A 16,538-nucleotide genomic window follows, 5' to 3' on the forward strand; every position below is an offset into this window, starting at 1 on the left:
GTTTGACATCCACCGTACTACGATGCCTATCGTACGAGTCGACATCGGCCCCGTGACGAATGGAGTCCGCCGTGACCGCGCTCTTCGAGCCCTACACCCTGCGCGAGCTGACGATCCCCAACCGCGTGTGGATGCCCCCGATGTGCCAGTACTCGGCGGCGCCGGAGGGCCCGGAGACCGGGGTCCCCACCGACTGGCACTTCGCGCACTACGCCGCCCGCGCCACCGGCGGCACGGGCCTGATCATCGTCGAGGCCACCGCGGTGTCCCCGCAGGGCCGCATCTCCCCCTACGACCTCGGCATCTGGAACGACACGCAGGTCGAGGCGTTCCGCCGCATCACCCGCTTCCTCTCCGCGCAGGGCACGGTGCCGGCGATCCAGCTGGCGCACGCCGGCCGCAAGGCATCGACGGACCGCCCCTGGAAGGGCGGCGCCCCGGTCGGTCCGGACGCGCACGGCTGGGACTCGGTCGCCCCGAGCCCGCTCGCCTTCGACGACAGGCACCCGGCCCCGGCCGAGCTGACCGTCGACCAGATCAAGGACGTCGTCGGGCAGTTCGCGGCCGCGGCCCGCCGCGCGCTCGCCGCCGGCTTCGAGGTCGCCGAGATCCACGGCGCCCACGGCTATCTGATCAACGAGTTCCTCTCCCCGCACTCCAACCACCGCACCGACGCCTACGGCGGCTCGTACGAGAACCGCACCCGCTTCGCCCTCGAAGTCGTCGACGCCGTACGGGAGGTCTGGCCGGACGACAAGCCGCTGTTCTTCCGCATCTCGGCGACCGAATGGCTCGAGGACGGCGGCTGGAGCGCGGACGACACGGTCCGCTTCGCCGTCGACCTGCGGGCCCACGGCATCGACCTGCTGGACGTCTCCACCGGCGGCAACGCCTCAGGCGTCCGCATCCCCACCGGCCCCGGCTACCAGGTGCCCTTCGCCGCCCGGGTGAAGAACGAGACGGACCTGCCGGTCGCCGCGGTCGGGCTCATCACCGACGTCGAGCAGGCCGAGAAGATCCTGGCCAACGGCGAGGCGGACGCGGTCCTGCTGGGCCGTGAGCTCCTGCGCGACCCCTCATGGGCACGGCACGCCGCGCGGGAACTCGGCGGCGAGGTGCGGGTGCCGGACCAGTACCACCGGTCGGTCTGATCCGGCACCCGCGGAGGTGCCTCACGCCGGTCCGGTCCGGCACCCGAAGAGGTACGTCAACCGGCCGCGCACGCCGTTCCGTTGAGCGTGAAGGCGGCCGGAGCGGCGCTGTTGCCGCCATGGCCGGCCTGGTAACCGATGCTCACGCTCGCTCCCGGCGCGATGGTGCCGTTGTACGAGACGTTGGTGGCGGTGACCGACCCGGACGACGGCGTGTACGTGGCACCCCAGCCGCCCGTGACCGTCTGCCCCGCGGGCAGCGTGAAGCCGAGTTTCCAGCCGTTGACGGTTGTCGTACCGGTGTTGGCGAGGGTCACGGAGGCGGTCAGACCGGTGCTCCAGGCGTTCAGCGAGGTCGTCACCTTGCAGGCGCCGGGCTGGGGCTGGGGAGCCGGGCCGGCGCCGTCCAGACCGAAGAAGGTGAGGACGCGGGACGCCATGCCCTGGGCATACAGGTCGTGGCCGACGCCCTGGAGACTGACGGCCTCCACGGGGGCCCGGTCGCCCGCACCTCCGTAACGGGTGCGGGTCCAGCCGGACTGGGGCGTGTCGGTGGTGGTGGGCGACTGACTCACGCCCTGCACGTTCGTCCACTGCTTGATCTGCTCCCCGAAGTTGGGGTAGCGCAGGACGTCGTCCTGGGTGCCGTGCCAGATCTGCATCCGGGGCCGGGGGCCGGTGTAGCCGGGGTACGCGCCCCGGGCCAGGTCGCCCCACTCCTTCGGGGTGCGGGTGATCGTGCCGCCCGAGCAGGCGCTGTTCCACTCGGAGCCGTCGGCGGTGGCGAAGCAGCCGAACGGGACGCCCGAGAAGGCGGCGCCCGCCGCGAACACGTCCGGGTAGTCCCCGAGCAGGACGTTCGTCATCATCGCGCCGGAGGAGATGCCGGTGGCGAACACCCGGCCGGTGTCGGCGTCGTAGGTGCGGGTGACCCAGTCGATCATCGACTTGATGCCGACGGGGTCGCTGCCGCCGCCCCGGCGCAGTGCCTGGGGCGAGGAGACGTCGAAGCACTTGCTGCTGCGGGTGACGGACGGGTAGAGCACGATGAACCCGTACCGGTCGGCGAGCGTGTCGTACTCGGTGCCGTTGTACATGTCCGGGCCCGAGCCGGTGCACCAGTGCACGGCCACCACGACCGCCGGCTTGGGGGTCACGCTCTCCGGTACGTACAGGTACATCCGCAGGTTGCTGGGGTTCGTGCCGAAGTTCGTGACCTCGGTGAGAGCCGCGGCGGGTACGGCACTCTCGCGAGCGGGCCCGCCCGCGGCGGCCGCGGGGGCGGTGAGTGCGGTGGCCGCGAGTAACGGCAGCAGCGCGGCGACGAGCGCGAGGAGCAGCGACCGCAGGGGTCTCCTCGAGGTGGGGTGGGGGGTGGCAGACACGTCCGGGTTCCTTCCGTTGTGAGGTGTGGCTCGCAGGACGTCGTACGGGCGGTTCAGCGGGTGGAGTCGTTCTGGGTCAGCAGGGCGAGCCGCCGGGGCAGCCGGTGGTACTCGCCGCTCTCCGCCGGGTCCATCCCCTGGTAAAGGAACTGCAGCGGGCCGCTCGACGTCCAGGTGGAGGAACCCGGCAGGGAGCCCCCGCGGTCGGGCCGCGAGGGCCCCGCGGCCGCCGGTCCCGGCGCCGGGGCAGGAGCGCCGATGGTCACCAGCATGAACCCGAGCCCACCGACGAACGTACGCATGCACGGAGCCCTCATCGACTCGCCCTCTCGTGAAGGGAAGCGTCCGTTCGGCATGGTGACATGGTCATGGCTCTCATGGAAGCGCTCCCACACGGCTGTCGCCGCGACCAGGAGCGGCCGAATGCGTTCTGCGCGAGGCGTTGACTAGAAAGCGCTTGCCGCCTACGTTCCGTTCAGCAGTGTGACCCGGAGGCGCCCTCGCGAAGGCGCCCATCGGGGTCTGCCGCCCCGGGGACGTGCACCCCCGGAGTGCGGCAGGGCTTCCGGGCCGGGCGCACGCGGCGCGCCGGCAAGCAACATGACGAACGACATTCACGTCCATGACCCACTGGCTCCATGAAGGCACCCCGACGGGACACACGGGCACCGGAAAGGCCCTGACCCCCACCCGCCCCCACGACAGAAGGAATCGGGACATGACTTCTGCGACACGTCCGCGCGCCCGCAGGCGTGCACTGACCGGCGCACTGGCCACACTCGGCCTGTCGGTTGGCATGATCATGACGACCCATGCGCCCACCGCGAGCGCCGCGACCTGGCCGACCCCCAACGGCAGCCAGGGGACCTCCTCCACGATCTCCGTGTCCGGCACCAAGGACTACGGGATGAAGCGGTACTACGGCACCGGGGGCCTGGCCGGTGACGGCCAGGAGGAGGGCCAGGACCCGATCTTCAAGCTCGCGAACGGCGCGGTGCTGAAGAACGTCATTCTCGGCGCCCCCGCGGCAGACGGCATCCACTGCGAGGGCAGCTGCACGCTGCAGAACGTCTGGTGGGAGGACGTCGGCGAGGACGCCGCCACCTTCCGCGGCGGCAACGGCGCCACCTACCAGGTGATCGGGGGCGGCGCGAAGAAGGCGGCGGACAAGGTCTTCCAGCACAACGGCGGCGGCACGCTGACCATCTCCAACTTCGCGGTGCAGGAGTTCAAGACGCTGTACCGCTCCTGCGGTGACTGCTCCACGCAGTACACGCGCAAGGTCAACCTCAACACCGTCGACGTGACCGGCACCGGCTCCACCGCGCGGCTCGTCGGCATCAACGTCAACCGCAACGACGTGGCGACGCTGCGGAACATCACGATCCGCAACGACTCAGGCCGCAAGGTCGTCCCCTGCCAGAAGTACAACAACAACACCGCCGTCGGATCGGGCCCCGACAGCAAGAACTGCCTCTACTCCACCTCGGACATCACCTACAGGTAGCAGTCCCACGCAGCCAGTCCCCCCACGGTGAAGGCGGCCGTGCACAGCGTCCCGGAGGGCGCTGCGCACGGCCGTCCGCGTCAGGTGCCGCGCACGCGCGCGCGTACCTCTCCGATCAGCTCCCGCTGGTAGCCGGTGTAGGCGGCGCGCAGTTCGGTGCCGGGCCAGCCGGCGGGCAGGAGTCCGGGCGGCAGGACGGGGTCGGCGAGCAGGTGCCGTACGACGGCGGCGAAGGCGGTCAGGCGGTCGGCCGGGCGGGGCGCGCCGGCGATGTGGGTGAGCAGGGCCCGGGCCGTGGCGGACCAGCCGTTCATCGGCCACAGCATTTCGGCCAATTCGCCCGAGGGGCGGTCGGGGCGGACCGTGTAGCGCTGGACCACCTGGTCCAGGTCGTCGGGGAGGGCGCGGGTCAGGTTGGCGGGCCGGAGCCAGACGCCCTCGCGGAGTTCGGCGAGCCGGAGTGCGGTCAGCCGGGTGCGCAGGTCGGCGCGTTCGGCGGGGCCGCGCCCCGTCGCGGTGATCACGACCATCTCCCAGTCCCCGTCCCACGCGCGCGTGCGCGGGTGCACGGCGTCGTCCTGGCGGCGCTGGCGTTCCAGCAGCCGGTCGCTGAGGCGGTAGCCGCCGTCCGTGCGCCGCAGGTCTCCGGCGGCCACCATCCGGCTGAGCGCCGCCCGCAGGGTGGAGCCGCCGACGTCGAAGCCCTCCACGAGCCGCACCAGTTCCCTGACCGGCAGTTCGGGGGGATGCGTCCCGAGGAGCAGGCTCAGCACGATCGACCGCGCGGACAGCGGACGCAGATCGAGCGCGCCGGACCGCGCCGGGACGTTCATCGGCATGGTCACGTACTGTACGCGGCGGATTTCGATGTTGCAGGATTGCTGCGATCGCAGCCAAAGTGCAACACTCGCGGCATGGTCTCCACACTGGACGAACAGCGGGCGTACGGCGGACCCGCCACGCACGACGTCACCAACCAGACCCCGCCCCTCACCCCGTACGACGCCTCCGACGACACGGCCCTGCTGGAGGGGCTGCGGCGGGAGGGTGCCGGATGGGCCGAGGAGGACCTGCGGCGGCTCGGCCGGCAGGCCGGCAGCGCCCAGGCCCAGGAGTGGGCCGACCTGGCCAACCGGCACGAGCCGGAGCTGCGCACCCACGACCGGTACGGCAACCGCATCGACGAGGTCGACTTCCACCCCAGCTGGCACCACCTGATGCGCACGGCGATCGCGGAGGGACTGGCCGCGGCGCCCTGGGCGGACGACCGGCCCGGCGCCCATGTCGTCAGGACCGCGGGCGGACTGGTGTGGGGGCACACCGAGGCGGGGCACGGCTGCCCCACGTCGATGACCTACGCGGCCGTACCGGCGCTGCGCAGGCAGCCGGAGCTGGCGAAGCTCTACGAGCCGCTGCTGACGAGCCGGGAGTACGACCCCGTCCTGCGGGAGCCCACGGAGAAGCGCGGGCTGCTGGCGGGTATGGGGATGACCGAGAAGCAGGGCGGCTCCGACGTCCGGACGAACACCACGACGGCCACACCCACGGCCGAGCCCGGGATGTACACGCTGCGCGGGCACAAGTGGTTCACCTCGGCGCCGATGTGCGACGTGTTCCTGGTGCTGGCGCAGGCTCCGGGCGGGCTGTCGTGCTTCCTGGTGCCGCGCGTGCTGCCCGACGGCACGCGCAACACCTTCCGTATCCAGCGGCTGAAGGACAAGCTGGGCAACCGGTCCAACGCCTCCTCCGAGCCCGAGTTCGACGGAACGGTGGCCTGGCTGGTCGGCCCCGAGGGTCAGGGCGTGAAGACCATCATCGAGATGGTCAACTGCACGCGGCTGGACTGCGTGATGATGTCGGCCGCGCTGATGCGCACGTCCCTCGTCGAGGCGGGGCACCACGCGCGCCACCGCGGTGCGTTCGGCGCACGGCTCGTGGACCAGCCGCTGATGCGCAATGTTCTCGCCGATCTGGCGCTGGAGTCGGAGGCCGCCACGACGCTCACCCTTCGGCTGGCCGGGGCGGCCGACCGGGCGATCCGCGGAGACGATGCGGGCGGGGCCGAGACGGCGTTCCGCCGGATCGCCACCGCCGTCGGCAAGTACTGGGTGACCAAGCGGGGCCCCGCCTTCACCGCGGAGGCCCTGGAATGCCTCGGCGGCAATGGCTACGTCGAGGACTCGGGCATGCCCCGGCACTACCGCGAGGCTCCCCTGCTGTCGATCTGGGAGGGCTCGGGGAACGTCAACGCCCTCGACGTGCTGCGGGCGCTGAGCCGCGAACCGGGCACCGCCGAGGCCCTGTTCGGGGAGCTCGCGCTCGCCCGGGGAGCGGATGCCCGGCTGGACGCGGCCGTGACGCGGCTCAAGACGGGGCTGTCCGAGGCGTCGCAGACGACGGCACGCCGTCTCGTGGAGCAGATGGCGCTGACCCTTCAGGCCTCTCTCCTCGTCCGGCACGCCCCGCCGGCCGTCGCCGACGCGTTCTGCGCGACGCGGCTCGGGGGTGACTGGGGGCACGCGTTCGGGACACTGCCGCGGACGGCGGACCTGGACACGATCGTGGAGCGGGCGCTGCCCGGCGGGGGGCGGGGCGCCGGGGCGGGCTGACCGGTCGAGGCGGGCCGACCGGCCCGGGCAGACCGACCGGCCTGGGCGGGGCCGACTCGAACTCAAGCCATCGTGCGCACAGTTCGCGCACAGTCATCTCCCGATTCCGCTTCGTTGTCACTGCTGTGGTGCAGACTCCCCGTCAGTTGGCATTTCGCCTGGGGGAGGACAACGTGTTCAGGGGGATCGACGAGGTCGACTGGGCCTCGCTGCGCCATGCGTTCGGCAGCGCGGAGGACGTGCCCGGATTACTGCGGGGACTGGCCTCCGCCGACCCGGCCGAGCGGCAGACCGCGCTCGACGGGATGTACGGCGCCGTGCACCACCAGGGCGAAGTGTACGACTCGACGCTCGCCTGTGTTCCGTTTCTCCTCGCGCTCGCCGGCCGCGAGGAGGTGCGGGACCGGGCGGGGGTGGTGGAACTCCTCGTCAGCATCGGCGACATCGCCGGTGCCCCCGACGATCCCGCGACGAGAGCCCGTGACGCCCTGCGCGCGCGTGCCGAGGACTTCGTCCGGCTCGCCGGGGACGCGGACCCCGCGGTGCGCCGGGCGGCTTCCGGGGCGCTGGTGCGGTTCCTCGGCCGGCCGGCACAGGTGCTCGCCCTGGTGCGGGAGCGGATCACCGTGGAGCGGGACGACCGGGTCCTGCTCGCCCTGGCGGAGAGCCTCGGCCTGTTCGCACAGCGGTACCGCCTCACCGACGACGCCCACGCCGCCGAGGCGGTGCGCCTGCTGACCGAGCTGAGCGGGCCCCCTTACGACCCCGGGCTCCGGCTCGCCGCACTCGGCCAGCTCGCGGGGTGCGCCCCGGATCTGCTCCCCGCCGATCTCGTACCGACCGTCGTCCGGCTGCTCAGGGACAGATCCGGGCAGCGGACCCGGCCGGGACACCCGTACGACTGTCCCGGCCCGGACACGCTCGCCGGCCGGCTGCGGCGGTTGCGCCCTTCGGACGAGGAGGGCTCCCGGCTGCTGCGGACGCTGCACTCCGCACTGGGCAGCCGGGTGGCCGACCGGGTCGCCCTGCTGTGCGGGCAGTTGACCAGCCCGGACCCCCTCGACCGGTGCAACGGCGTGTGGATGGCGGCCGGGCTGTTCCGCGAGTGGCGCACCGGCCACGCCGAGCCGGTCACCCTCATCGGCAACCAACTGGGCGCGGAGGAGGGCCGGTTGCACGACGCGGCGGTTGCCGTCCTGGTGGAGCTCTTCGAACTGGCCGCGCCCGCAGCGGACCATCTGCACACGCTGGTGACGTACCGTCCCGAGCTTCGTATACGGCACGGGGAGCGGGGTGCGGCGACCCTCGGCGGGCCGCTCAGGGCGCTGGCCGGGACCGGGGACGCGCGGGCCACGCCGGTGCTGGCCGAGGTGCTGGCGGGCCCCGTCGTCCCGAACGACCTGGGGCTGGTGATACCCCACCTGGGCCGCGCGGCCGTTCCGCTCGTCCCCGCGCTGCGGCGACGGCTCGCCCGTGTGCCGCTCGACGCGTCCGACACCCACGAGCGGGCCGTTCCCCTGCTGTCGGCAGTCGCCGCACTGGGCGACGCCGAGTCCATACCCGCGGTCCTGCGTCTGCTGCGCGGCATGCCGGACGGGCTGCGGCGGCGCGACGCCGTCACGGAAGCGGCGGCCCGTGCGCTCGGCGCGTTCGGCAACTCCGCGCGCGAAGCGATACCCGATCTGCGCGGGCTGCTGGATACCGGCTGCGCGGTCGCGGCGGCGGACGCGCTGTGGTCGGTCGCGGGCGATGCGGATGCCGTGGTGCCCGTGCTGCTGCGGGAGTTGACGGGCGCCGGGAGCGGTCGCCGGCAGCGTGCGGCGGCCGTGCTGGGCCGGATGGGGCCGGCGGCTCGTCCGGCCCTGCCCGGGCTGCGCGAGGCGGCCGGCTCCGGTGACGCGCCGGCGCGGGCCGCGGCCGCCTGCGCGGTGTGGCGGACAGCCGGGGATCCGGAACAGTTCCTTCCTGTCCTCCGCTCCGCCTGGGTGGAACACCCTCACACGCGCAGAACGATCGCGGAGTGCGTCTCGGCACTGGGACCGGCGGGAGCACCCCTGTACGACGTACTTCGAGCGGAGCTCGCCTCTCCCCGGCGGCATCGCACCGACTCCGCCGGCCACGGGATACACGAGGACCTGGTGTTGCTGCGGGTGTGCCGGGAGGCGCTGACCGGGCAGGGGCACCCGTAGGGCCTCACCCCGTCGTCCGCCCCCACATCGGGCCGAAGCGGGACCACTCCGTGTCCCACTGGTCGATGCGGCGACGCTCCAGGCGGCCGCGCAGGGCGCGGCCGGCGACCAGGGGCACGGTCGCGGCGCAGAGGCCGGCCACGCCGCCGATCAGGGAGGCCCGTACGAGGGCCTGGGACTCGGTGACGGGTCGGGTGACCTGGCGGCCCTCGGGGTCCGTCCAGACGGTGACCGGGGTCCCGGCGGCGCTGCCCGCCGGGACCCGCAGCTGGCCGGAGTGCTCGGTACCGTCCGCCGCGGTCCACCGGGCCGTCGCCCACACCTGCTCGGCGCGGGACACATGGGCGTTCTCGGAGGCCGTCCCGGGAGCGCGCTCGGCGAGCCGTGCCACCAGGGGGCGCCATTCGACGCGTTCCCGGGCCAGCCCGTCCTCCACGGAACGGCTCACCGTCGTGCCGGCCAGCACCGCGGCGAACACGGTGAGCATCCACACGCCCAGGACGACCCAGGCCTCCACCCTGTCGGCCCGGCGCTTGAGCGGATTGCGCCGCCAGCGCCACAGCCACACCTTCGGACCACGTAACGCCATCGAAGGCCTCCTCCTCACGAGCCCACGACCATCTCGCCGCTCTCCCCATACGGACGGCGGCGCCTGGATGCTCACTGCACGTACCCGACGTGACGGTCCCCACGGGCCCCCGGCCCTCGCGAGCGTCCTCCGGGAGCGGCCCGCGGGATCCTGCGCCCGCATGGCCGACACCCCGCTGACCTGTGACGGAGCAGGTTCCGGAGGTGACTGTCAGTGGCCGGGTGCAGACTGGCCGGTGTTCGGGACGAAGGCGTCAAGGACGACGCCGCGGAGGTGATCGGCATGACCGAGGTACTGCTCGCCGTGGGCACGCGCAAAGGCCTGTTCATCGGGCGCCGGCGAGGTGGTGGCGCCTGGGAGTTCGACGAGAGCCCCTACTTCAACGCGCAGGCCGTGTACTCGGTCGCCATCGACACCCGGGCCGGGACCCCGCGGGTGCTGGCCGGTGGCGACAGCGCGCACTGGGGCCCGTCCGTGTTCCACTCCGACGATCTCGGCCGGACGTGGACCGAACCGGCCCGTCCGGCCGTCAAGTTCCCCCAGGACACCGGGGCGTCCCTGGAGCGGGTGTGGCAGCTGCACCCGGCCGCCGCCGAGCCGGACGTGGTGTACGCGGGCACCGAACCGGCCGCGCTGTACCGCTCGGAGGACCGCGGGGAGACGTTCGAGCTGGTCCGGCCCCTGTGGGAGCACCCCACGCGGTCGAAGTGGGTGCCGGGCGGCGGTGGTGAGGGCCTGCACACCGTGCTCACCGACGCGCGCGACCCCAAGGCGGTGACGGTCGCCGTCTCGACCGCCGGTGTGTTCCGCACGCTGGACGGCGGGGCGAGCTGGGCGCCCTCCAACTCGGGTGTCTCGGCGGTGTTCCTGCCCGACCCGAACCCGGAGTTCGGCCAGTGCGTGCACAAGGTCACGCGGGACGCGGCCACCCCGGACCGGCTGTATCTGCAGAACCACTGGGGGGTCTACCGCAGCGACGACGCGGGCGCGCACTGGACGGACATCGGTGAGGGCCTGCCGTCCACGTTCGGCTTCGCGGCGGCGGCGCATCCGCACCGAGGCGACACGGCGTACGTGTTCCCGATCAACGCCGACGCCGACCGGGTCCCGGCCGACCACCGGTGCCGGGTCTACCGGACGGCGGACGCCGGCAAGAGCTGGGAGCCGCTCTCGGCGGGCCTGCCCCAGGAGGACCACTACGGCACGGTGCTGCGCGACGCGATGTGCACCGACGACGCCGACCCGGCGGGCGTCTACTTCGGCAACCGCAACGGCGAGGTGTTCGCGTCGGCGGACGACGGCGACAGCTGGCAGCAGCTCGCCTCGCACCTGCCGGACGTGCTGTGCGTGCGGGCCGCGCTCGTCGGCTGAGGCCCGGATGAGGCGGGGGGCGAGGTTACGCACAGGCGTTGGCCACCGGTTGATCGCCGCTGCCCGTACGGCAGTAGGGTGACGCCCGTGGCACCACGACCCTTGCATGAAATCGTCGAAGCGGGCTGGGCGAAGGCCCTGGAACCGGTGGCCGAACGCGTCGCCGCGATGGGGGACTTCCTCCGCGCGGAGATCGCCGCGGGACGCACCTACCTCCCGGCCGGGCCGAACGTTCTGCGGGCCTTCCAGCAGCCCTTCGACGACGTACGCGTCCTGATCGTGGGTCAGGACCCGTACCCCACTCCGGGGCACGCGGTGGGGCTGTCGTTCTCGGTCGCGCCAGAGGTGCGGCCGCTGCCCGGCAGCCTCATCAACATCTACCGCGAGCTGAACGCCGACCTGGGGCTCCCCCAGCCGTCCAACGGTGATCTCACGCCCTGGACGCAGCAGGGCGTGCTGCTGCTCAACAGGGCCCTGACCACCGCCCCGCGCAAGCCCGCCGCCCACCGCGGCAAGGGCTGGGAGGAGGTCACGGAGCAGGCCATCCGGGCCCTGGCGGGGCGCGGCAAGCCGCTGGTGTCCATCCTGTGGGGCCGTGACGCCCGCAATCTGCGTCCGCTCCTCGGGGACCTGCCCTCCGTCGAATCCGCCCACCCCTCCCCCATGTCGGCCGACCGGGGCTTCTTCGGGTCCCGCCCGTTCAGCCGGGCCAACGACCTGCTGATCCGCCAGGGCGGCCAACCGGTGGACTGGCGTCTGCCGTGACCGGGGCGTCGGACGGCTCGGGGTTTCTCGCCGTGGACTCCGGCGGCTCCGGGCTCCGGGCCGTGGTGGGGACCGCCGGGCGCGGACCGTTGGCCCGGCGGGAGTCCGCTGAGCCGGTCCGTACGGGCGACCGGGGCATCGACCCCGAGCACTTCATGGCGCAACTCGTGCCGTTGGTGCGTGCGTTGACCGCCGAGGCGGGGACGGTGCGGTTGACCACCGTCGTCGTCGGCGCGACCGGGCTGGCCTCGCTGGGTGACGGGCTGCGCGCCGAACTGCCGGGTGCCCTGGCCCGGGAGTGGGGCGTGCGCAGGGTCGCACTGGCCGCCGATGCCGTGACCGCGTACGTGGGTGCGCTCGGGCCACGCCCCGGCGCCGTGATCGCCGGCGGTACGGGACTGATCGCGGTCGGCACCGACCTGAGCGGCTGGCGGCGGGCGGACGGCTGGGGGCATCTGCTCGGCGACTGCGGAGGCGGTGCCTGGATCGGGCGGGCCGGTCTCGAGGCCGCCCTGCGCGCCCACGACGGGCGCGCGGACGGCTCGGCCCGGCTGCTGGCCTGCGCCGAGGAGGTGTTCGGGCCCGTCGCGGGGCTGCCCGGCGCCCTGTATCCCCGCCCCGACCGGCCCGCCGTGCTCGCCTCCTTCGCACCCCGCGTGGCCGCCTGCGCGGACGAGGATCTGGTCGCGGCGGGCATCCTGCGTGCTGCCGCCCGGCACATGGCCGACTCCGCGGCGGCCGTGTGCCCCTCCGGCGGTGAGCCGCGCGTCGCCGTCACCGGCGGCCTGTTCAAGCTGGGCGACCCGCTGCTCGGCCCCCTGGACGAGGAACTGACGCAGCGGCTCCCGCACGCGCGGCGGGTGCCGGCCGAGGGTGACCCGCTGCACGGCGCGGTGCGTATCGCGGCAGAGCTGAGCACCGGTTCGCTCACGCTGCCGGGTGACGGGGCGATGCTGTCCGTGACCACCCGCTCGGGTGATTGATCCGACCACATCCCATCCGTACGTAACTCATCAGACAAAACAGGACGGATACCGCTCACCTGCACCCTCCCCGAACAGGGGAACCCAAGAAGCCAGTAACATGCGGCGCCATGAGTTCCCCCACTGGGCCCGCGGATGGCCTGCCCGTACGAATGCCGCGCCCCCGCCAGCCCGGACGGCACCGTCGTCCCGAGCCGCTGGTTGCTCCCGAGGGCGCGCCCGCGCTCGTCCTCGCCGTGCCGGGGACGCCCAGTAGCGCCACGCGCAGCCTCGCCGAGGAGGTCGTGAGCATCGCCCGCTCCGAGCTGCCCGGTCTCGACGCCCGCATCGGGTACCTCGACGGGGACAACGCGGAGTTCCCCTCGCTGCAGGCCGTGCTCGTGCGCGCCGCCGAGGAGCGCACGGCCCGTTTCGAGCAGGCCCGCGCCGCCGGCATGGACGTCAAGATGCCCGACGGCCCCGTCGCCGTCGTCGTGCCGCTGCTCGCCGGCCCGGACAGCGCGCTGCTGCGCCAGGTCCGTCAGGCCCTCATGGAGAGCCGTGTCGCCGCCGAGCTGACCGACGTCCTCGGCCCGCACCCGCTGCTCGCCGAGGCGCTGCACGTGCGGCTGTCGGAGTCCGGTCTGGCCCGTGCCGACCGTGCCCGGCTGTTCACCGTGGCGACCGCCGCGGACGGCATCATCCTCGCTTCCGTGGGCGGTGCCGAGGCCGTGCAGGCGGCCGGGATCACCGGCATGCTGCTCGCCGCGCGCCTCGCCGTGCCGGTGATGGCGGCGGCTCTGGACCAGGAGGGCTCCATCGCGTCCGTCGCCGAGCAGCTGCGCTCCTCGGGCTCGCAGCAGCTGGCGCTGGCGCCGTATCTGATCGGTCCGGAGATCGAGCAGGGTCTGGTCGAGGAGGCCGCGAAGGAGGCGGGCTGCTCCGCCGCGGAGTCGCTCGGCCCGTACCCGGCGATCGGCAAGCTCGCCCTGGCCAAGTACACGACGGCGCTGGGCATCGTGCCGCAGCAGGCGCAGAGCACGTCTGTGCGCTGACGCGAGGCGCTGCACTTCACGCCGAGAAGGCCCGCTCCGGTTCGGAGCGGGCCTTCGTCGTCGGGGGTGGGATTCCCTGGCCGGGTGGGCGTGCGGGTGCGTTGCCGGGAGGAGCCCGCACGCCCGCGTCAGGCGATGGCCACGCATGATGCCGCCGTCACCCTGATCGAGCCGCCTCGTCGCGGGATGCCCGTGAGCGGGTCGACCGCGAACCACGTCACGTCGCCGGAGCGCTCGTTGGCGACGTACAGGAAGCCGTCGGAGGCGGTGAGGGCGCGCGGCCAGTGGCCGCCGCAGTGCACCGTGGTGACGAGCCGCAGTTCCTCGCCCTCGACGGCAAGCACGGACAGGACGTCCTCGCCGCGGGTGGCGGTCCAGACGAAGCGGCCGTCGGGCGAGGTGACGATGCCCGACGGGTAGGCGTCGCGGGCCGGAGCGCCGGGCAGGACCGGGGTTTCGGAGAGCGGGGTCAGGACGCCTTCCGCCGCGTCCCAGCGGCACAGGGTGACGGAGGGGCTCAGTTCGTTGACGACGTACGCGTACGCACCGTCCGGGTGGAAGGCCAGGTGGCGCGGCCCCGAGCCGGGCCGCAGGGCGGTCTCCCGGTGCAGGGCGAGGGCGCCGTCCGTCAGCGCGCACACCCGCACCGAGTCCGTGCCGAGGTCCACGCTGACGGCCCAGCGGCCGCTCGGGTCGGGCTGCACCTGGTGGGCGTGCGGCCCCTGCTGGCGGGGCGTGTGCGGCCCCGCCCCGCTGTGTCGGAGCACGCCGGAGGCGGACCGTGCGAGGGTGCCGTCGGGGCGGACCGGGATCGCGGTGACGCTGCCGGAGCCGTAGTTGGCGCTCAGGACGTGCCCGGCGAACAGGCTGAGGTGGGTCGGGCCGTTGCCGTCGACCGGCACGGGCCGCCCGGCCGGCTCGGGCTTGTCACCGCCCACCCGGTACGCGGCCACCGCGCCCTCGGCCGTCTCACTGACGGCGTACAGCGTCTCCCCGTCGTACGCGAGCGCCAGGTACGAGGGGTCCGGGACGGCGTTCACGCTGCTCAGCACGGTCAGCGCGCCGCTGCCGGCGTCGATGTCCGCCATCACGATCCCGGGCCCGCCGGCCGCCGTGAACGACCCGATGTACGCCCGCCGCCTGCCGTCCGCCACCGCTGTCCCCTCTCGCCCGCGCCGCCCGGAAGGACCGCGCAGCCGATCATGCGCGGTCTAGACCAAACGGTCAAGGGCGGATCGCCCGATCAGGCCGGGGCACGACGGAGTGCGCAGCAGCAGGGCCGACTCGGCCCAGGCCTGCCCAAGGCGACGCGGGAACGCCCCGTAGTGCCCCAGCGACGTGCACGGCAGCGGGCAAGCCGGCTCCGCCGAAGCACGCTCCAGGCCGCGCAGGAGCTCCTGTCAGGCCCCCACCAACGGTGAGCCCGGTGGGGTGCGCAAGGGGCGGGCCAGTTCGGACAGGGCTCGTTCCAGGCCGTGCAGGTGGGCCAGTGCCGGTTCCGCGTGGGGCAGTCCGTCCGCGTGGACCGCGATGTCCCTGCCCTCGGTGAGGGCCTCCACCGCGGCCTCCACCCGTCGGCAGGCCGTGGACAGACGGGCGTCGTGGGAGGCCTCCGGGTCGGCCGCTACGGCGACCAGGCCGCGGACCTCCCGGGCGCAGTCGTCGAGGAGGGCGAGCACATGCCGGGCCCGCCGCTTGCGGCCGAGCATCGGGTTCAGCGGGTGCACGAGCGGGGCGACCGAGAGTCGTACCCGGGTGAGGAGCTGCTCCAGCTCCGCCACCCGCGGGGCCGGGTCGGCGTCCGCCGCCCCCGCGAGGCGCCGGGCGGTCTCGACGGCGCAGGCGTGCACGCAGCGCAGGGCCCGCCGGATCCAGGCGTCGGTGATGCTGTGGGTGGTGACGGGCAGGACGAGGATCACGGCCAGGGCGGCGCCGAGCGCCCCGACGCCGGTCTCGGCGAGCCGCAGGGCGAGCAGGTCCGGGCCGAGTACGCCGAGGAGGCCGTAGAGGAGTCCGGCGAGGAGGGTGACCCAGAGCATCATCCAGGTGTAGGACACGGCGGCCGTGTAGAAGATGCCGAAGACACAGGCGGCGGCGAGTGCGGCCGTGACGGTCGGGTCGCCGTGCACGGGCATGGCCACGAGCAGGCCGAGGGCGATGCCGATGACCGTGCCGAGCAGCCGCCGGAAGCCGCGGACCAGGGTCTCGCCGCGCGAGGTGGTGTTGACGAAGATCCACCAGGTGGCGCCGACGGCCCAGTACCAGCGCTGCCCGGACACCAGCTGACCCACGACGAGGGCGAAGCCGGCCCCGGCGGTGGCCTGGATCGCCTGGCGGGTGGTCACCCGGGCCAGACCGGTGCCGCCCGGCGGGGCGGGCACGGCGGGCGGCGGCAGGCGGCGCTCGTAGCACCACAGGCCGAAGCGCACCGCGGCGGCGGCGAGGACGGACAGCAGGACCGCGACGTACAGCTGAGGCAGCTGGTCGGTGGTGGCGTGCAGGAACTGCGCCACGAAGAAGGTCATGAACGCGAACACGCCGAGGCTGTGCCCGCGCGGGCCCCAGCGGCGCGCGTACACGCCCGCGCCGACGACGGCGAGGAAGGTGAGGTCCCGGGCCACCGGGTGGTCGTGCAGCTCGGCCGCGGCGGTGAGCACGGGCAGGCCGACGGCGGGCAGCAGCGCGGTCGTGACCGCCTGGCCGCGGACCGTGGCGTCGGTGACGGTGAACAGGGCGAGCAGGGCGGCGAGACCGCCGGTGACGGCACCCGTGAGGGAGTGCCCGGCGAGGCCGCACAGGGCGACCGCGAGCGCGATGCCGAGCACGGCCCGCGCGCCGAACCGCAACCGCGTCCGCCCCGGATCCGGAGCCATGAACACCCTCTTCAGCACCGTTTACCGCCCCCTTCGAAGTACCGGCCATGAGCACGCATGGAAAAGGCGCCGCGGGGTCCGC

Annotated in this window: 14 protein-coding genes; 8 read left to right on the forward strand and 6 right to left on the reverse strand. The window is 73.6% G+C overall.

The genetic code is table 11. The annotated features are described in order from the left end of the window. Positions 1 to 71 precede the first annotated feature (71 nt). Positions 72 to 1,151, forward strand: coding sequence for an NADH:flavin oxidoreductase/NADH oxidase (locus tag G3I77_RS32115; protein ID WP_248509266.1), 1,080 nt, complete (start codon positions 72 to 74; stop codon positions 1,149 to 1,151). A gap of 56 nt (positions 1,152 to 1,207) precedes the next feature. Here the strand turns inward: G3I77_RS32115 and G3I77_RS32120 are convergent, their stop codons facing one another. Together G3I77_RS32120 and G3I77_RS32125 are read right to left on the reverse strand one after the other, a co-directional pair. Next, a complete protein-coding gene (locus tag G3I77_RS32120; protein WP_248509267.1) occupies positions 1,208 to 2,536 on the reverse strand; it encodes a PHB depolymerase family esterase in 1,329 nt (442 codons plus the stop codon). A gap of 53 nt (positions 2,537 to 2,589) precedes the next feature. Further along, entirely contained in the window at positions 2,590 to 2,838 is a 249-nt protein-coding gene (locus tag G3I77_RS32125; protein ID WP_248509268.1) for a hypothetical protein, read from the reverse strand. Between the two features lie 416 nt (positions 2,839 to 3,254). Here G3I77_RS32125 and G3I77_RS32130 point away from each other — a divergent pair, with 416 nt between their 5' ends. Next, a complete protein-coding gene (locus tag G3I77_RS32130; protein ID WP_248509269.1) occupies positions 3,255 to 4,043 on the forward strand; it encodes a pectate lyase in 789 nt (262 codons plus the stop codon). 80 nt (positions 4,044 to 4,123) lie between these two features. Here the strand turns inward: G3I77_RS32130 and G3I77_RS32135 are convergent, their stop codons facing one another. Further along, the gene (locus tag G3I77_RS32135; protein WP_248509270.1) at positions 4,124 to 4,882 is read right to left on the reverse strand and encodes a PaaX family transcriptional regulator C-terminal domain-containing protein; all 759 of its coding nucleotides are present in this window, start codon (positions 4,880 to 4,882) and stop codon (positions 4,124 to 4,126) included. Positions 4,883 to 4,957: 75 nt separating this feature from the next. Between G3I77_RS32135 and G3I77_RS32140 the strand changes: the two genes are divergently transcribed. Further along, positions 4,958 to 6,652 carry an acyl-CoA dehydrogenase family protein gene (locus G3I77_RS32140; protein ID WP_248509271.1) on the forward strand — a complete coding sequence of 565 codons (1,695 nt, stop codon included), beginning with the start codon at positions 4,958 to 4,960 and terminating at the stop codon, positions 6,650 to 6,652. A 173-nt stretch (positions 6,653 to 6,825) separates the two neighbouring features. After that, a complete protein-coding gene (locus G3I77_RS32145; protein ID WP_248509273.1) occupies positions 6,826 to 8,841 on the forward strand; it encodes a HEAT repeat domain-containing protein in 2,016 nt (671 codons plus the stop codon). A 4-nt stretch (positions 8,842 to 8,845) separates the two neighbouring features. Here G3I77_RS32145 and G3I77_RS32150 read toward each other — a convergent pair whose 3' ends face one another. Next, entirely contained in the window at positions 8,846 to 9,430 is a 585-nt protein-coding gene (locus G3I77_RS32150) for a hypothetical protein (protein ID WP_248509275.1), read from the reverse strand. 213 nt (positions 9,431 to 9,643) lie between these two features. Here G3I77_RS32150 and G3I77_RS32155 point away from each other — a divergent pair, with 213 nt between their 5' ends. The 4 genes from G3I77_RS32155 to G3I77_RS32170 all read left to right on the forward strand — a co-directional run bounded on the left by G3I77_RS32155 (position 9,644) and on the right by G3I77_RS32170 (position 13,583). Beyond that, positions 9,644 to 10,801 carry a sialidase family protein gene (locus G3I77_RS32155; protein WP_248509284.1) on the forward strand — a complete coding sequence of 386 codons (1,158 nt, stop codon included), beginning with the start codon at positions 9,644 to 9,646 and terminating at the stop codon, positions 10,799 to 10,801. 87 nt (positions 10,802 to 10,888) lie between these two features. After that, positions 10,889 to 11,566, forward strand: a complete 678-nt coding sequence (locus tag G3I77_RS32160) for a uracil-DNA glycosylase (protein WP_248509285.1) — start codon at positions 10,889 to 10,891, stop codon at positions 11,564 to 11,566. Continuing rightward, positions 11,563 to 12,549 (forward strand): BadF/BadG/BcrA/BcrD ATPase family protein, encoded by a 987-nt coding sequence (locus G3I77_RS32165; protein ID WP_248509286.1) that lies wholly within the window; start codon positions 11,563 to 11,565, stop codon positions 12,547 to 12,549. The genes G3I77_RS32160 and G3I77_RS32165 overlap by 4 nt, the downstream gene beginning before the upstream one ends. Positions 12,550 to 12,659: 110 nt before the next feature. Then, positions 12,660 to 13,583, forward strand: coding sequence for a sirohydrochlorin chelatase (locus tag G3I77_RS32170; RefSeq protein WP_248509287.1), 924 nt, complete (start codon positions 12,660 to 12,662; stop codon positions 13,581 to 13,583). Positions 13,584 to 13,711: 128 nt separating this feature from the next. Here the strand turns inward: G3I77_RS32170 and G3I77_RS32175 are convergent, their stop codons facing one another. Together G3I77_RS32175 and G3I77_RS32180 are read right to left on the reverse strand one after the other, a co-directional pair. Then, positions 13,712 to 14,737, reverse strand: coding sequence for a lactonase family protein (locus tag G3I77_RS32175; protein WP_248509288.1), 1,026 nt, complete (start codon positions 14,735 to 14,737; stop codon positions 13,712 to 13,714). A 246-nt stretch (positions 14,738 to 14,983) separates the two neighbouring features. Beyond that, positions 14,984 to 16,474: an FUSC family protein gene (locus tag G3I77_RS32180; protein WP_248509289.1), complete on the reverse strand. Its 1,491-nt coding sequence runs from the start codon at positions 16,472 to 16,474 to the stop codon at positions 14,984 to 14,986. Positions 16,475 to 16,538: the final 64 nt, after the last annotated feature.

This window comes from Streptomyces sp. D2-8 (assembly GCF_023184515.1).
In the GTDB taxonomy this organism is placed as follows: Bacteria; Actinomycetota; Actinomycetes; order Streptomycetales; family Streptomycetaceae; genus Streptomyces.

Coding starts and splice junctions, on each gene's coding strand:
- G3I77_RS32135 (WP_248509270.1), bottom strand. CDS start 4,882: ATGCCGATGAACGTCCCGGCGCGGTCCGGCGCGCTCGATCTGCGTCCG.
- G3I77_RS32140 (WP_248509271.1), top strand. CDS start 4,958: ATGGTCTCCACACTGGACGAACAGCGGGCGTACGGCGGACCCGCCACG.
- G3I77_RS32130 (WP_248509269.1), top strand. CDS start 3,255: ATGACTTCTGCGACACGTCCGCGCGCCCGCAGGCGTGCACTGACCGGC.
- G3I77_RS32125 (WP_248509268.1), bottom strand. CDS start 2,838: ATGCGTACGTTCGTCGGTGGGCTCGGGTTCATGCTGGTGACCATCGGC.
- G3I77_RS32170 (WP_248509287.1), top strand. CDS start 12,660: ATGAGTTCCCCCACTGGGCCCGCGGATGGCCTGCCCGTACGAATGCCG.
- G3I77_RS32150 (WP_248509275.1), bottom strand. CDS start 9,430: ATGGCGTTACGTGGTCCGAAGGTGTGGCTGTGGCGCTGGCGGCGCAAT.